Origin of the sequence: Mucisphaera sp. (assembly GCF_965279675.1) — a bacterium.
Lineage (GTDB): Bacteria > Planctomycetota > Phycisphaerae > Phycisphaerales > Phycisphaeraceae > Mucisphaera.
The window spans coordinates 38,262-53,001 of record NZ_CBDIIJ010000002.1; the positions used below are offsets into that span (position 1 = coordinate 38,262).

Below are 14,740 nucleotides of genomic sequence, written 5' to 3' on the forward strand. Positions count from 1 at the left end.
TCCGTATCGTCCTGCTCTACAGGTCATGACACTAACACCAATACTTTGAGTTAAAGCAGGTGACTAAATACCGACGCCGCAAGCCAAGCAGCACGTGGCTCCCCTCCGCTGAACTCAAGCATATTAGTCTGATCAAAACAGCATAGCGGGCCCCGAGCGGGTTTCCTGGTAGCAACAACCGGTACGCGGACCTTGGTGTGATCGCTGTCCCACCCAGTTGCGTTAACACTTACAAGTGGCATAAGCTCCTGTCCAACTAGATAGGTCGCTGTCGTGTGATCAATACGGCCGCGATGCTCACACCACCAGCGTGTACAGAGTGTACCCGCGGCCTCCAAAGCGGGTCCGAGGAGGGTGAGATTCGACTCTGGCACAGCGTGATACACGCCTGAGAATGTCTCGATATTGATCGAATCGCTATGGAGGAACCTAAAGCTGCCTACGGGTTGAGGTACGACGTACAATGAAGGGCCGTCACTAGAAGTGAATGCCGTGAATAGTGTTAACTGCTCGTCACTATGAGCGGGATCGATAAAGATTAGGTCTATATCAGGCTGATGTGTATATAGGTCTATTACATTCATGCCGAGAGCTTCACCAAGACAACGAATACGCTCAGCAATAGTCTGTTCTCGTATTGGTAGCACCCCCATAGTCTTGCCACGTAGATGCTCAAGTGAGTCATGCTCCATCAGACGGGGCCAGATATCGTACTCGACCTGATGTGTATGGGCTGCTCGGGCTTCTTCATCAACCAGTGAACAGCGCACCTCTAGGCTGTTACGTTTACTCGTTGTATCAGAAGAAGGCACTTGGATCCTGCCTACAGGATGAGCCTGCATTGCCTTGGGTTTTACGGGGTTCCGTCCAACATGATACTGCTGGTTAGCAGAGCAAACTTCCCAATGAAGAAACCAGCTAGTGTCTGATTGGCGTTCTCTGCTGCATCGCTCATCAAAGATCCAGACATCGAGATCAAGTGGTGCTCCAGCCCAGATAGCTGTTGTCTGCTGATGAAGGTTTACTGCAAGCGGGGCAAGAGCGTCGGCAAGCTCAAACCAAGCGGGCTTAGGGTCACGACGCCATGACATGAGTGATTTCATCCAGCCTGCGGGCCAAGCGTCGATTAGAAGGTGTACGGCTGTTGAGTTGATACGGTCTAAACGACGTCGTAGTGCATCGGTCATCGTCCGAACAGCCCACGCCTGATGGGTCTGGCTCGCTTCAATCCATTGGGAAAACGTTTCAGGCGGCGTGTACCATCTGCAGCGCTGGGGCCAACTCTGGTTGCGAACGATTCGTTCAGGTGTCCAGGTTGTGTCGGTAGGCCCAAGTGGTCGCCAATCACTAGGGTAGTCGTTCATTACGATGTCAAGACAGTCAAGTCCTTCAGCGCCATATTCTCCGCACCCACCACGCCAACCCGGTCGGACATCAAACAGTTCACCGGAGATGAGACGACCTAGATGTATCTCATGGTCGGTATACCAGGCTGCATAGCAATGGCTATCGGGCTTACTATCACTAGGAGCAATATCCATATAGTCGCCATCGCATGCCTTGACTATACGATCGGGATTATGTGTCTTGACATAGCTGGCTACAGATCTGAGTAACTCGTGGAGATCGTCACGTCTGAGTGAACGTGGAATACTCCATGGCTTCCAATCAAGCGGCATTGGCTCATTAATTAGACTTACGAGAATATTCGAAGGATGCTGGCGGACTAGTCGCTCCATCTCACCCGCTTGACGGAAGACTTCTGACTCAACACCGTTTCTAACGTAACCAAAGAGAGGAAGATCGGTTTGAAGCATAAAACCAAGTTCGTCTGCTATGTCATAAATCTCGGGCTGAACAGGCCTTTGCGTCAGGCGGTAGAAGTTCAGATTGGCTGCTCTTGCAATTAGCATATCATTTGCGACCTGCTCTAAGTCATTGTCGAAGACCGAGCACTGCATATGCCCCATTGTATTCGCACCACGCAATACAATTTCTTCATGGTTAAGATAGAAAGTACCTGCTTGTCCATTACTCTGCTGGTGGGTATCCATTGAGAATGTACGCACACCAAATCGTGTATCAACTACATCAATAGGTTTGTTGGCTTCAGATGAGTACAAACTAGTCCTAGCTACATAAAGCCAAGGGGCGTTGGTTGACCACCGTCGTAGGCGTGGCATCTTTAGCCGATAGCGGAAAGTACTCATTTCGGGGAGTAATCTTCCCACGTCGAGTGTCAGTGGTCCGAACGATTCGCCCTCAAAGTTCGAGGGGATGATCTCTAGGCTCACGTGGAGTGACTCTGATTCAGTTCGAGTGTTCCAGACCTCGAGTGTAACCTCAACCTCGTCGGAATCCGGTAGCGGTCGTACAAATACATCACTTACGAAGACCTGAGGTCGTTGCTCGATCGTTACCGGTTGCCAGAGCCCAGCGCCAGGCGGACAGTGATGCCAGCCAACACCAGGCTCGTTCCACCCTAGACCTGTACAGCCATAGATTTTGTCACCATCAGTCGGACTATCGACATCCAGGTGACTCCATGACGCAAGCCCGACTGTAGGCGGCTCGTTCTCAATGCAAACGGCAAGGAGATTATCTCCACGATTCTTAAGCCATGGGGTAACATCGAACTCAAATGGAGCGAACAGTCCTGTGTGTGAACCGACAAAGCGCCCATTGATAAATACATGAGCAGTATAATCAGCTGCACAAAAGCGAATCCAGATACTAGAATCTTCAGCAATTAACCTGGTGACATCTACTTTCTCACGGTACCACCCTCTCCAGCGACCAGCAGGTCCTGTGTAATGCGGAATTCGTACACGCATCCATCTATGAGAATCATCCAGTTCTTTACCAGGGTGTTCGTCTGTCTCTTCAATGCGAAAGTCCATCGTCTCAAGATTTAGAAACTTGCGTGTTGATGGGCATTCTGGCTCAAGGCGTCGCCGGAACTTCTTATAATATAGTCCAAGCTCTTTCACCTTTAATTGCAAGTCTTTGGCTGTCCGCAGGCGCGGCGCGACTGGCACGGGACCTGCATTATCGCTAGATGCATTCAAGATCTGAGTGGGCCTTGGCAGTGCAGGAAGAGTATGAGCTTGCTTCGAACTCGTTGCAGCATTATCTGCAATACCTGCGAATACATCGCTTTGGGTGGGCTTTGTCATATGTATAGTCTTACTATGTCAGATTAGTAATAGTTCTATCAGGATGCTCTACATAACTCGTAGAAATATTGGGTGGGCGAATATGATATCTGTCGGCCCTAGGTGAGTCAGTATGCTAAATGATGTCAAGATAGCATTGTTAACTCACCCAGTATGCTGCGTGAGAACGATATGTAGCTTTCATCAAAACACAACTGAATGCATTTATTGAGGTTCATATCATTGGTTGAACTAACGTGATGTGGGTATACTAGGATCTTAGTGCCGGACCTCACGTAGACGGGAATCTGATGTAAGGGTACATACTTGTTCCTTACCCAGCATTCCCCCGTGATCAATTCGCCGCTCCAGAGGTCTATCCAATCACCTGTAGGTAGGTAGATGTCGCGAATGTTGTCCTCATTCATAATTGGTGCGACTATGAACGTACGGCCACAAAAGAACTGATCATCCAGCATCCAGCAAACAGGGTCAGATGGAGCATGCAAACACATTGGTGCGAAGATAGACGAGCCTGTTTCAATACAGTTATCTGCTTCATCAAGGAGGTAAGGGATCAGTGCATAACGCAATTTGAGATAGCCGCGCACATGCTCAAGAACATTCGGGTACTCATATGGTTCCCTTGGGCTTGTACCGTGATATCGCATGTGGCTGCAGAAAACAGCAAGCTGCGTCCATCGCAAGTAGAGTTCATCTGTTGGCCATGAGTTCATAAAATCCGGAACACCGTGAAACCCAGGGATGTCATGTGCCCAGTACGCAAAGCCTGACATAGCCAGATGCAGCCCACCTCTGACTGCTGCAGCCATCCCATCCCACGTTGAAGCCGTATCACCAGCCCAGTGAACGGGATAGCGTTGGCAGCCGGCCCATCCGGCGCGTGACCAGGTCAGGCCGCAACCGTTGATCTGCTCTGTAATGTCGTAAGCGGCCTTCTGGTACAGAACTGGATAACAGTTCCGTAGGCGTGAGGCAGTCATCCCAGAGTAATCAGCATCCATATTAATATCTTCACCAAAATCAGTCTTGATACATGCGATGCCTAATTGTAACAGTGGTGCTAGTAGCTCATTCTGGTACCAGTCCAGTGCGCCTGGGTACGTAAAATCAATCTGTTCGTTGTTTGCGATGAGATCGAAATCAGAGCCCATGAGCTTCGACGAGTGTGTTGACGGTGGTAGAAATCTATTCTCTTTTGCGTGGCGGTAAATATCTGCTTTCTTGCTGATAGTTGGTGTTTGCCAGAGAGTGACCCGATACCCTATATCTAAGAGTTGTTGAACGAAGTATGCAGGATCAGGAAACCGCTCTTCGCTGAACTTCCATTCGCATATCCAGTCGTTTTTAAACCAGCCAGTATCAATATGCATTACATCGGAAGGCAGGTCTAAGTCTCGCAGCTGCTCAGCAATATCTATAATCTCATCGGCTGAGAAGTACGTCATACGAGACATCCATACGCCGTAACTCCAAACGGGTACCTTGGGTGGGTGGCCAGTAATCATACGATAGTTGTACAGAATCTGAGTTGGCGTCTCACCGCCGATGATAAAGAGATCAATCTGGCTATGCTCGATGCAGCCCTGTACGGCACGACCTGATATATCAGTGAAGGAAAGAGAAGTAGCTGAACTGGTATTAATGTACATTCCATAAGGTAAGGAAGACATATAAAACGGGACATTTTTATATGTACGCCTACTATTGTTGCCTAAACCGTCCGTGTTAACCAGCTGGATGGTCCTTCCCGCGAGGTCCAACTTCGCAAAACGTTCACCCGTGCCGACGAATCGTTCGTTCGGGCTCGCGCAGAAGGAAAATAGGCAGGAATAGTTCGTGTCGTTGCCTGCTGGCACTGAAACGAAGCCGAGCCCTACCGATTCGATACGTGACGGAAAGAACTGGTCATACGCTACTAAAGTGACTTGCTGCTCTCTCTTGGGGAAGACCGCTAGTTTAAGGAGTCTTTCTGATCCCGGGATAAGGTCTGACCAGGATCTGATCTCTGATTCTGTTCTATCTATGAGTACACGCGTACCACCTTCGTCATCAAGTATCTCAAGCTCTGACTCGCTCTCTCTCACGTGAAGTTGATCGATTGTGAGCTTTGCATCGAAGTAGAGTGATGGCGACGAATCATCGAACTCACACTCTTCGTGTTGGCTATCCATGAATAAGCGTACGCAGCTGTGAGCATAGGATCTTACAAGTACGTTGCGAAATAGAGTGGGGCAATTCTCTTGCTCAAAGGGAGAAAACGCTATGCGCAGAGATACATCGGTGCCGCGTACCTCGTGACTGACTACTTGACTCGCTCGATAAATAACGGTCGAGGAACTGTCATTAGTCGACCCATCCATAAAGTTATCAAGAAATGAATCTGTGGAACCTAATCTCATAGATATCTCGTATCGTGACTAGACAAGAACAAGTAAGTGACAGCACAGTAATACGGGCGACGTACACACGCTATATTGAGTTAGTGATCTATTCATCATTAGACTTGAGAGCCCAGCCAACCCATCATCGCAGTACCGGCCGAAGTCGCGATGACACCGGCTAGCACTAAGAATGCGGAAGGGGAAGGCCATGGTGGTCGGCTAAAGACGATCATCCCTAGTAGTGCGTTTACGACTAAGCAGGTCTGGGCAACCGCGAATCCCTGGCCAGTACCCAAGTGAGTCATTAGGTTTAGCGAGCCGTAATTCCCTGCTGCCCATAGAACTCCTGCGAGTACGGTCGCTGCTAAGACAGCACTCAAGCTCTTCGAGTCACTCGGCGATATAGTTTGTTTACGAAATCGGCCTGACTGCCACGGCAGTCCGCCTAGCCAAAGTAAGGATGCGCCCAGTAGCATGCCGACCGAGAGAGGCCACGACATGACCCATAGTGAAGCGTCAGCGAAACGTAGAGGAACGAAGTAGCTACCCCACCCTACACCAGCTAGTATGACAGCTAGCCACCCATAAGTCTGTGTATTGGATGATGAACTATGACTAAAGTAATCTCTTAAGCTGAATCTACGTTTATATGTAGGCCGTATATCTGAACCTCTAACGATTAGGACAATACCCAATGAGATTACCAGAAAAGCGAGTAATACTAAGCATATGTCGGTAATACTATAACTGTCAAGCTCAGAAAAGAATAGACCGCCCCATGCTAGTGATGTCAAGATATTCAGAGGTGCCCAGACACCCATAGCGACGGCGATACCAAGACGATCCGTGGCGATCACAGCAAAGTAGCCGCTTAGTGACCAGACGACGCCGCCGAGTATGGCCGCCAGCATTGATGAGGAGCTAAGTCCAGTCAAGCCTACCGATACTGCGACGGCTAGCGCAACTGCGGCATTACCGATTGTAATCATGAGCGTCTTGAATCTAGAATCGACTCGTCCAACCCATTCGAGTGGTGTGAGCCACACTCCCCAACTGATCACAGTGATGACCGCCCAGAACCAGACCTCCATTAGCTGTATCTTTCTACAAAATCAGTGACAGAGAGATTGTGATGCCACCTAGAGCGCATAATTATAAAACTTATCATGCAAGAGAAAGCATATAGTCTAATAGACATATGCAGCACTAGATGGTCGATATGAGCGAATAGTGGGTGTGTGGAATGTAGTCCATGGAAGACTTCGTCATATTACTCTAACCGTTTGCTTTAGCACCTATCATAAATGCCTAAGTAGTCGCAATTACTGGGGTAAAGTTATGCATTGACAGGCGTCTGAAGCCACCTCCTAACAGCCGGAGACTCTTTGCCCGCGTGAGTGTCATCTCGACCACTCGTGAGGCCATGTGTTCATCGAGAGCATGATCACCCAGCAGCTCTTTCCAGGCCAGGGGATCATCACTGCCTGCGAGATAGATGTGGGTATCTGGTAAATTCATCAGCTCTAATGTTGCAGCGTGTTGATTCACGTCAGAAGACTCTGTTCTGCGAAAATGGTTTATGAATAGATTAGATACGCGTTGTTGTATATTCAGTAGGGGTCTGTTGTTCTCACAACTTGTTTTGAATACTTCTATGTCATCGACGTGGATATCACGGCAATCTCCTACCCCATCGATGAATCGAGAATCGTTAGGATCGAACAGTGGTACCAGACAGCCCCGGGCCCCGTCCATGTTAATGACTGATTCGGCACATCCCCCACGAATTTTCGTAATCATGATGTCTCGAATCGCATGACTAATACTGAGAAGCCGTACAAAGCTATGGCATGATGGAGCATTGAGGTCGCTGATCTTTATGGACTCGATTGGACCCACATCAATGCCCTGGCACTCGATACGCTCTATAGCGTCATCGGCGTTGAGAGCGACCATGTCGTCGTTGGGTGCGTGGAGGCCTAGCCCGCGAAGCCGTTCGATCGATCCATCCCGGCAGTAACCACCGAGATGGATGCCATCGTTATTCGGGCGCGGCTTAGTCGTGTCGAAGCGTATATCCCCGAAATAAAAGCCTATGATTTTCGAAGCCCTAACAAAGTAAGACTCCGCATCGCATAGCGTCAAGTTCTGAATACTGAGATCTTGCACATTTCGGAAATTAATCGTGACACCCGTATAGCTGCCTTGATCGATCACGGCTCCCGGAGTTCGTGGATTCGCCTTGTTATTACCGTCCCAGATGCCACCATAGATAGAGATGTTCCGATCACCTTGATCATGATGGGCGTTGGTCAGGAGAAAGCTATCGACACCAACGCCAGCTCCATCAGCGAATTGAAGATGAGCATTCTGATCTAAGGTTAGTGAGGTGTTACTAGAGATTCGTAGTGTCTGGCCGATACGGTACCGGCCTGGTCCGATGTAGAGATGCCCACCAGTGTCAAGTGCCCGCTGGATATCTGGTGCGGCATTGCTCAGGCCAGTCTTGTCTGCTTGGATGTTCATGGCCTTGGTCATACTGCTTCAGCTCTTATTTGATCAGGATAAGAAACTCTCACGGCGAATAGCACATTATCTCAAAAACAGCAGCCGGGCAGGGGCCGTTGACGGCCTCTACGACCAGCGTGAGTGCTTCACTGGTAATCGGTGCGTCGAGCTTGAACTCGACGCGTGCCTGATGATTGGCTTGCAAGTGTGCGACAACGTTACCGCTTGCATCTACTAAGCGCGCATCTTGGACGGTATAAGGGACGATTCGCTCAGCATGCTCTATAAGGACGGTTTCCATGGAGTGGTCCCAGTCCGCGTCGAAGAGGATCACGACCCTACCGATCTCCTGTGGACGATCCCAAGTCAGGGTGATTGAAGGATCTGCATCCTGAGGATCAGCGACCCAAGCATTGACTGTTGCTGTAGGGCGGCCAAGTCCGTTAGTGACCTGCTCAGCCGTATACGGCTTGAGAGGCGGGTCGAACGCAATAGCTAGATTGCGCCCATGCCACTTACGGTCGGGACACCACATCTCGATCTCATGGAACCCGAGTTCCTCAGCGGTGACCTGTCGTCCGGAGAAGAAGGTATCGGCCTGCGTACGACGATGATCGACCGCGACGAGGCCGGTGATTCGATCATCAGAAAGGTGTATCGATACGTTATCGTTGGCGTCGAGTGAGACTAAATGGTATCCCTTACGCCCAATCATAGCTCTAAAATCAAACCGCACAGTCTTAGCCATACCTGGCGTCAGCTGAATCGTAACTTCATCGATTGACTCGCCCGGCGTGAAACTTTGTGGCTTGACAGGCTTGCGTACGCGACAGGTCAGTAAGGTTTCCCGGTGCACATCCGCTACCCACTCGATAGAGGGGATAGGACCTTGATCAAGAGGTACCCATTGCCCGCGTGCACGATCAAGAACGAGTGACTCCATGTTACTATCGAGTCGTGCCAAGGTGTATTCTGTACTAGCGGAGACACAAGCATTCTGAGCGAGGTCCACAGGGTCTTGCCGTGTGTAGCCGGGTATGTGCTGGCCAGATCTTGCAAGTCGCAGCCTAAGTTGCTCTATTCCGGGTCTTGAGGCTATGTCACGAGGCTGGCAATTGTGCTCATGGCAGATCGCTGCGGCGAGTCCAGCAGCCTGAGCGTTATATGCCGAAGTACCCATGACCCGTGTGGAGCCGAAGGCTACATGGGTCGCGGAGATTGTCCTCCCAGCTAAGAACAGATTAGGTACCGTGTGACTGTACAGGCATCGGTATGGGATTGAGTATACACCACGCGTATGCCACTGATCACATCCTCTGCCTTCATGACCGAACACACCGTCACTGGGATGAAGGTCGATCGACCAGCCACCAAACGACACTGCGTCGTCAAATATGCACTGCTCGACAATGTCGTTTTGGGTGAGTATGTAGTCACCCACAAATCTGCGGCTCTCTCGCTTACCGGGAACTGTACCGACCCATTCAAGAGTTAGATTTTCAGCTTCGGGGTAGTCTCCTGAGTTCTTGACATGGTTCCATATTCCGTAAACAACCTCCCAGAGCTCCCACTTGATCTGCTCGGTGTCGTGGACAGTGTCACAACGACCTCCATGCTCAATCCACCAGAGCTGGCAGCCGTTGAGTGAGGTTGAGAAGCGCTTGAAGCGTCCCAATGTCTTGTGTGGTTTAGACATCGCGTACTTGGGTGCCTTGAAATCAACGGGCCGGCCGACGTCTTTGGTGTAGAAGTAGATCGAGTGCCCGAGCAGCTCTCCGTACGTCTGGCCTGGCGCAAATCTCTCGTCGAACTCACTAGAGTCTTCTGCTCCCATACGGAATGCGGCTCCACTCAAAAAACCAACGATACCGTCGCCGCTGGCATCACAGAATAACGGAGCGCGGACGATGTACCGAGTACTGTTCTGGCTGTTGAAGCCTAATACAGCCTCAATTGATGGGTTGTCGTCATTTCGCCGCTTGATCTCGTAGACAGCAGTATTCAATAGCAGGGTTATATTGGGCTCTTGTCGAATTGCATCGAGCAAGACCGTGTCTACGATAACCGGGTTGCCTTCCGGGTTGCGATACAGATTCTCCAGAAGCAGCTCGTTGATGACACCACCTTCACGAGCCCAGCGATTATTGTTCTCCATATGAGCTGTCGCGCCGAGTACCCAGAGCCGTACCTCACTGGAGGCGTTGCCTCCCAGCACGGGGCGGTCTTGCATTAGCGTGACGCGAAGACCCCCACGCGCTGCTGTGATGGCTGCACATACCCCGGATAGTCCGCCGCCGACAACAACGAGATCGCAGTCAATCTTCTCTTCACGCAGCGAACGTGAGAGGCCGTCGTGGTTAGATATCAGCATGACGCGAGTTCCGAACGGGACATAGTGGGGTATCTGACCAGCGGCCACAAGGGCTCGTGATGTAGCTTGCCCTGGCGTCTGTGTACGCGTGGGCCAGTCCTGCAGGTGCATTCATCGCAGCCGCATTGCCAATGGCTAGAAAGCCGGCTCTGGCACGGGCTGCGGCAACTACGGTGGTGGCACCACCAAAGATGACAACATACTTGTGCTCAACGATTGGTGTCTCACGCGAAACTTCTGAGATTAATAGATGCGGGTTCATGCCGTCTCTTGAGCCTTTATCGATGATGCTCGGAGGGCCTGGAGGCTGCGTTCATGGCATGGGGGCATGGGCACTCCAGTTAATAGCGGGTCATCTGTCTGCAGCATCCAGTCATGCAGCTGCTGTGTGAGTCTGGCCCGAATAGTTTCACATGCTGGCTCATCAGCCAGATCGAGCATGCAGTGTTGATCTGCTACAACATCATATAACTCGACAGGCGGTACCGCGCCGTAAGGTACGACATGGCTCCAGCGAGATTCGAGTTCGGGGATCACGCAGACACCACGGTGCCAGTTTCCAATGGGAAGTGGGGGATCATTCGTGAAGTTGCATAGTAGCCGATGAGTTTCTGTGCGGATTGAGCGGCGAGGTTGATACATTGGGGCGTTGAAGTACGTGATTTCACCAAATACCTCATGACTATGACGACTGGCCTCTCCTTCGTCTAGATAACGAACGTAGCTATGTCCCTGCACCCGATCAGGGATACTCATGCCTGTGATCTCCAAGAGGGTCGGTAAGTGATCAATATGAGATACCAGGTTGGATACTACTCGGCCTCCAGTCCAACCTCGTTGCGGCCAGCGAACCAGCAGGGCGACTTCCAGTCCATTGTCGTAGAGTGTGCCCTTGGCGTGCGGGTAGGGGATGCCGTGGTCTGCGGTAAAGATGACTATCGTGTTCTCGGCCTCACCGGATGTATCCAGGGCAGTGAGAACGCATCCAACTGCCTCATCAAGTTGACGGATTGCGCCCTGAAACTCACTGAACGAGCGCTTGGCATCCTCGCTCGATGCGATGTATTGTGGCACGGTCACACCACGAGAGGCATCAGGCAGAGCGCCCCCCCAGTCAAACGGCGTATGGGGCTCGAAGAAGCCGATGTGTGCGTACCAAGGACTGTTAGTTTGACTCCACGTGTCGATTTGGGCGGCGAACAGTCTTGCAGAGGCATTCGCTGACATCTCCGGATTATGCCCGGCAACGTAGCCGAGTTCAGTGGCTGAACGGTTACACTCATGAAGTACACCAAAATGCTCGCAGATGTATCCTGCTTGTGTGAGGTAAGCGGCTAAATGTGTCTCGTCATCATTCATCCGAAAACCAAAGCTGCCATGCGTTAACCCCATCACACCGGTGCTATGTGGGCATCGACCGGTAAATATCGATGCACGGCTGGGACTACAGAGTGGTGCGGTGGCGAAGGCATTATCGAAGCGAACGCCTTCCTCAGCGATACGGTCGATGTGGTCCGTGGCCACTGTACTGACGCCGTAGCATCCGAGGTGCCGGCCTATATCATGAGAAGTAATCAGAAGAATGTTTGGACGTGGCGTTCGATTCAATATGCCGCCTCTTTACTTCCTTCTTTGAATGAGGTGCGTCGCCTACTCATTAGGGTTGGAATAACTAAGAGTACTATAGTGGAAGGCTCGGGAATCACTCTTGATAGTTCGAAGATCTGAGCATCATCAAGGGCTACACCCCATATACGTAGCTCATCGATCGCTCCGTCGAAGCCACCAAATAGATCAGTTGCGATCGCATTCGAGTCAAGTGTGCTACCGAGGGATGATCGGTCGTCCATACGCCATGGAATAGTGGTGAATGTAGCCGTTTGGGAATCCGCTAGAACCCCGTTTACATACAGACGCAACTGACCGTGCTCGAAGATCAGAGCGATATGCGACCACATATCAGATACAGGCGCAACGGCTGTTACGACTGTTATGCTATCACCGTTGGTCCCTCCGGCAACAAGGATTCCGCTGCTGATCGTGATCGCGAGGCCAGCATCCGCACCCCCTTCATCATAGATCGTGTATAGCCCAGTGGTGTCATCAGGTTTGATCCACAGTGAAATTGTACGCTCGGATAATGGTTGCTGAAGTACACCGGTAGTCAGATCGATCGCTGTACTACCATCAAAGTAGAAGGCTTCCTCTGTTGAAGCTCCGGCAATCCCTTCGGTGTAGCTAAGCGTAGGATCAGGCTGAGTGACATGGCCGAAGCCCGAGCTGTCAAGAGCATCGCCATCGGCAGATAGATGCAGTTCTGGCTTGTCGATGCTCTCGGTAAAAGCGAACGCCGTATAGAGATTCGGGAAAGGTCCGGGTCTTGAAGGGTTAATAATACGGGTCACCCCATTACGCGTTTCTCGTGCAAAGACGTCGAAACGTCCCGAGCCACCAGCCTGATCGACCCAGACGGCAGCACTGAAAGAGCTATCAATTGTCTCAAACCGCGGGTCGGTTTGTGTGCTGCCGGAACCAGCATGGAAATGACCCAGTAGCTCGGTCTCTCCACCATTGATTGTGAGCACCACGGTGCCGTCCTGCTCAGTTTTAACGCCGTTCAGCCAGACACGACCACCATCATTAATGATGCGTGCAGGCTGTGAGGGTTCAGGCTCACCGGGGTCTTGCTCGGTCTCCTTCTCGACATTAAGCTGACGAGCCCACACTGTCTGATCGCGTAAGACACCCAGTTCACCTACGTAGTCGTTGATGAATAGCTCACCAGGCTCAGAAACCGTAGGATTGGTGCGGTAGGTGAAGTTCTGCAGGCTGTTGAGAATTAGGGTTCGGTTGGTGTTTTGCTGCAGCTCTACGCTGCTGTTCCTGAGTCCTGACTCCATGCGTTCGATGACGATGGCTTCACTTTCACCATCTTGGACAAGGATCAGACCTTGTCCGTTTGAAGACACCAGCCTTGCTTCTGTACCGAGGAATCGCTCGACATTACCGCGCAGATGGAGCGTACCGTTAAGGGTCCACTTTCCATTAGGTAGATAGACCGTGGTCGCTCCTGAGTCGATCGCTGCCTGTAGAGCTGCCGTATCGTCAATATTATCATCGGCATTTCCACCAAAGTCCTGAGGCCCAGCCCACTTAGACTGATCCTGTTCCCAGGGAACATCCGGAGCATCTTTGACCAATAGCCGTAAAGAGCGGTTCGGCGACGGGAAAGCCGTCAGTGCCGGACCGCTTTTGTTTGGCCCACCTTCACCGATGGCAAAATACTCTTCAACATAATCAGTCACTAGATCCTTATTGCCTCGGCTCCCACTAATATTATTATCGATCGCTTTGGCATAGCCATCGATCGCGACATCGGCCACGAACAGATTACGCTGTGTCTGTATTGCCGGATTCCCTGAATTCCCACCAGAAGCGCGTAGTATCGCATCAGTGATGACCATCGCTTCAGTACTGTTACTCAGATTTGCAGCAGCGATAACACTGTTGCTCTGTTGCTCGCTGGTGAAGCCATGAATGAAGACGGCTTGGTTGTTGCGGTTACGAAAGCCATATAGATTCTGATTACGGACCGTAAGATTCTCGAAAGTCTGACTGGCGGTCTGCCAACGGGTATCAACACCAACGTCAAACCCCTCAATCGTCACGTCCTCAATCAATAATGGTCCGATCGCGTCGTCCCAGGCCATGTCAAGACCTGCGACTCCAAGACCATCCTCACTCTTAATCCTCACGTTCTTGACAGTGCCTTGGTTGGATGCAAAGAACTGTAGCCCGCTGGCATGTGAGTTGTTGCTACCGATGTTAAACGTCATGTCCCTTACGGCATTTCGGAATCGGTCAGCAGTTCCACTGCCTGTACGAAGAATCGCCTTGCTATCTTGGGATGACCAGCCAAGGCCATCGAATAAGCGTAGCTCAACGCCATCTCGACTCTGTCCCTGTAAAATGAGTCTCTTCTGCTGGCCTGGATAGACCAGCATATCAGCTAGATCATAGCGGCCGTCTGGAAAGTATATGATGTGATTATTACTTCCACTAGCATTGGCTACTCCACGACTATTGAAACTGACGGAGTCCATAGCGGCCTGAATTGCGGCCCAGTCGTCAATGCCATCGTTAGGGATTGCTCCGAAGTCTCGGACATCAATGACTCCAGCATCGTCGGGAAAGGTAATGCCTTGCCCGTGAAGCGCACTTGTCAAGAGGCAGATCGGAAGCGTAATAGCTAGTGCCGAATGACTGATCTGATTAGCGATCTTGAACATCTAAATACTCCA

General features: G+C 51.0%; 7 protein-coding genes. All 7 read right to left on the minus strand.

Going from position 1 to position 14,740, the window contains the following annotated elements:
- Positions 1–50: 50 nt before the first annotated feature.
- The 7 genes from ACQZAB_RS00360 to ACQZAB_RS00390 all read right to left on the minus strand — a co-directional run bounded on the left by ACQZAB_RS00360 (position 51) and on the right by ACQZAB_RS00390 (position 14,728).
- Positions 51–3,176 (minus strand): glycoside hydrolase family 2 protein, encoded by a 3,126-nt coding sequence (locus ACQZAB_RS00360; protein ID WP_428386195.1) that lies wholly within the window; start codon positions 3,174–3,176, stop codon positions 51–53.
- A gap of 125 nt (positions 3,177–3,301) precedes the next feature.
- On the minus strand, positions 3,302–5,350 hold the full coding sequence (locus ACQZAB_RS00365) for an alpha-xylosidase (RefSeq protein ID WP_428386196.1): 2,049 nt from the start codon (positions 5,348–5,350) through the stop codon (positions 3,302–3,304).
- A gap of 326 nt (positions 5,351–5,676) precedes the next feature.
- Positions 5,677–6,651: a GRP family sugar transporter gene (locus ACQZAB_RS00370; RefSeq protein WP_428386197.1), complete on the minus strand. Its 975-nt coding sequence runs from the start codon at positions 6,649–6,651 to the stop codon at positions 5,677–5,679.
- 217 nt (positions 6,652–6,868) lie between these two features.
- The gene (locus ACQZAB_RS00375) at positions 6,869–8,098 is read right to left on the minus strand and encodes a glycosyl hydrolase family 28-related protein (RefSeq protein ID WP_428386198.1); all 1,230 of its coding nucleotides are present in this window, start codon (positions 8,096–8,098) and stop codon (positions 6,869–6,871) included.
- Between the two features lie 37 nt (positions 8,099–8,135).
- Positions 8,136–10,439, minus strand: a complete 2,304-nt coding sequence (locus tag ACQZAB_RS00380; RefSeq protein ID WP_428386199.1) for an FAD-dependent oxidoreductase — start codon at positions 10,437–10,439, stop codon at positions 8,136–8,138.
- Positions 10,440–10,697: 258 nt separating this feature from the next.
- Positions 10,698–12,047, minus strand: coding sequence for a sulfatase family protein (locus ACQZAB_RS00385; protein WP_428386200.1), 1,350 nt, complete (start codon positions 12,045–12,047; stop codon positions 10,698–10,700).
- Positions 12,044–14,728 carry a glycosyl hydrolase family 28-related protein gene (locus ACQZAB_RS00390; protein ID WP_428386201.1) on the minus strand — a complete coding sequence of 895 codons (2,685 nt, stop codon included), beginning with the start codon at positions 14,726–14,728 and terminating at the stop codon, positions 12,044–12,046. Before ACQZAB_RS00390 ends, ACQZAB_RS00385 begins: the two co-directional genes overlap by 4 nt.
- Between the last annotated feature and the right edge of the window lie 12 nt (positions 14,729–14,740).

Bases quoted from the DNA above. Each gene is read 5' to 3' on its own strand.
- ACQZAB_RS00360 (WP_428386195.1), bottom strand. From the start codon at position 3,176: ATGACAAAGCCCACCCAAAGCGATGTATTCGCAGGTATTGCAGATAAT.
- ACQZAB_RS00365 (WP_428386196.1), bottom strand. From the start codon at position 5,350: ATGGATAGCCAACACGAAGAGTGTGAGTTCGATGATTCGTCGCCATCA.
- ACQZAB_RS00370 (WP_428386197.1), bottom strand. From the start codon at position 6,651: ATGGAGGTCTGGTTCTGGGCGGTCATCACTGTGATCAGTTGGGGAGTG.
- ACQZAB_RS00375 (WP_428386198.1), bottom strand. From the start codon at position 8,098: ATGACCAAGGCCATGAACATCCAAGCAGACAAGACTGGCCTGAGCAAT.
- ACQZAB_RS00380 (WP_428386199.1), bottom strand. From the start codon at position 10,439: ATGCTGATATCTAACCACGACGGCCTCTCACGTTCGCTGCGTGAAGAG.
- ACQZAB_RS00390 (WP_428386201.1), bottom strand. From the start codon at position 14,728: ATGTTCAAGATCGCTAATCAGATCAGTCATTCGGCACTAGCTATTACG.